This is a genomic window from Cohnella laeviribosi DSM 21336 (assembly GCF_000378425.1).
GTDB classification, from domain to species: Bacteria; Bacillota; Bacilli; order Paenibacillales; family Paenibacillaceae; genus Cohnella; species Cohnella laeviribosi.
Window position 1 is genome coordinate 1 of sequence record NZ_KB899891.1, and the last position, 2,146, is coordinate 2,146.

Genomic DNA, 2,146 nt, shown 5'->3' on the forward strand with positions numbered 1-2,146 from the left:
TAGCTACATGACTTATCCATCTTTCAGGATGGTCGATGGTTGAAAATCTAAGAACGAGTGAGAAAACGCGAGAAAACATTAAATAATAGTGGGAGAGATATATAGATTAAATTGTTATAACCTAATCCATTATGTGTAGCTGGAATCGTGATTCCCGTCTCATGCCTTACGATTAACCTCAACGCTGAGTATAGTTCAGAATCTAATATATGGCCGTCAAAATCAGGCACAGTATTACCGAAGGAAGCTCCTGTATTATTAGCATATCTAAGCATTTCTTTTTTGCCTTGCTCCATTCTTCCCTGCAAAAGCTTTATTAATTCGCTTGCTGCAGATGAGAATTGTTTCTTTCTTCGGGTAATTTCTTCTTTTTGCTCTTCTTTCGATTTGGAAGTATCACTTTTTATTTCATAATCCATAAAGAAATCTAAAACTTCTCGCAATAAGGAATTTTTTCCGGTGAATAGATCTCTTTCTACATCCCTAACTGCATCCAAAAACTGAAAATCTATTTTTTTCAAAGCTTCAGGATCAGCTGGTTGTTTCAATTCGGGTCTGCCGCCGTAAATATTAAACTTGTATTTTCGCAGAAAATTGTGCTGAATTTCCTTCCAATAATCATCAATGTCATCCGATTCCAAGTTAGCCATTGCCTTTTTGTAATCTTCTTCTTCCTTTTCAGGCAAATAAAATACATAAGTCAACTGTGCCTGATAAGGACTTTTAAGATTCACTAACCAAGTGGACACTGTTACTAAATCTTCAGAGTATTCTGTTTCTCCTTTAGACTCTGTGAATGTTACGGTAATAGTGACTTTAGGAGATTGCTTCTTTAATTCTTTAATACTTATATCTTTATTAAAATCATCAACAGACAATCTTTTAGGTGAACCAAAATTTAAGACAAGATCCAACGCTTTTAAAAGGTTGGACTTACCGGAATTATTATGACCAATGATTACATTCAGACCTTCGGTAAATTCGATGACATTATTACCTTTAAAGTTTCGGAAATTCTGTATACTTATTTGTGAAATATACATAAACGTTCATCCTCTCTTACTTCACTTTTCTCATGTGACCCGATGCCCTACCACATAGTTGGTATTTAACTTTATTTTGTACTTATGACGAAGGTAAACTTTTACCGAAATTAAGCATGCATGTCGAACGTGTAAATAACTCTGCAGCAAGCAGGTGAACCAATGTTTGATCATATGTGAAATTGTACCTAGCTCCCAGTAAATTACTTTGGTTATTCGACAAAAAGTATTTTTTTCCTACTTGTATCCTAATTGACTCAACAAATATTTACAGTTCTTTTCACGAATTTAATATACTTTACAATTTTCTAATAATTCTTTTTGCCTAGGCCCTAACTGAATCACTTTGATAGTGCTTAAAGAAAAAAATTTACTTCAGCAGTCCATTAAATTGATCAATGTAAAAAAACAAAATAGCAGATATTCCATTTACGAGGTTTGAGCGCAACGATGTCTTTTTATTTGAATTGAATGACGGGCAGTACTTATTTTTCAAAAGTTGATGATTTTCAAATTCGAAATGCCTCAGTAGATCACAGTCACAATCAAATAATTTATTTTTACTGAATTTTCATTGAACATGAAAAAGACTGTACGGACTGGAACTAAGTAATCAGATTGTATACTCCTGAATAGAAATTTGACACTTTGATGGATACTATAAATTGAACAGGAATGTTTTTCCAGAACGCTGGATCGAAAGGAGTGGACAATTTATGGCAGTGACGACCAATCGGCGGATGATGAAGCGGATGATGCGTAAGCAATATGCAGGTGCGGTAATACAAGAACTGCAGCAAAAAGGTTATCCAGGCGATGAAGCGAAAAAAGGAAGCGTCCCGTCAAGTGGTGTAAAATTGATTTCTACCGAGTGACCCAGATTTATTTCTGCAAGAGTGTGGTGGATGCAAGAGGAACTTGCTCCCCATTGACGATTTTGGCCATGGATTCGAGACTGAAATAACGACGTGCAACGGTCCATTCATCTTGCTGCTCGATTAAGATGGTACCGATCAGTCGGATAACGGATTCCCGATTTGGAAAGATTCCTACTGCGTCTGAACGTCGGCGGATTTCGCGGTTTAAACGCTCTAACGGGTTGG

At 36.1% G+C, this 2,146-nt stretch carries 3 protein-coding genes; 1 reads left to right on the forward strand and 2 read right to left on the reverse strand.

The features are described 5' to 3' along the window. Nucleotides 1–47: 47 nt before the first annotated feature. On the reverse strand, nt 48–1,043 hold the full coding sequence (locus F560_RS24055; protein WP_019007856.1) for an AAA family ATPase: 996 nt from the start codon (nt 1,041–1,043) through the stop codon (nt 48–50). A 716-nt stretch (nt 1,044–1,759) separates the two neighbouring features. On the opposite strand from F560_RS24055, the gene F560_RS25855 reads away from it, so the two are divergent. Then, nucleotides 1,760–1,918, forward strand: coding sequence for a hypothetical protein (locus F560_RS25855; protein WP_019007857.1), 159 nt, complete (start codon nt 1,760–1,762; stop codon nt 1,916–1,918). Nucleotides 1,919–1,925: 7 nt separating this feature from the next. Here F560_RS25855 and F560_RS25410 read toward each other — a convergent pair. After that, nucleotides 1,926–2,146, reverse strand: a 221-nt coding sequence (locus F560_RS25410; protein WP_019007858.1) for a transposase, incomplete at its 5' end; no start/stop codon positions are given.

Coding starts and splice junctions, on each gene's coding strand:
- F560_RS24055 (WP_019007856.1), bottom strand. CDS start 1,043: ATGTATATTTCACAAATAAGTATACAGAATTTCCGAAACTTTAAAGGT.
- F560_RS25855 (WP_019007857.1), top strand. CDS start 1,760: ATGGCAGTGACGACCAATCGGCGGATGATGAAGCGGATGATGCGTAAG.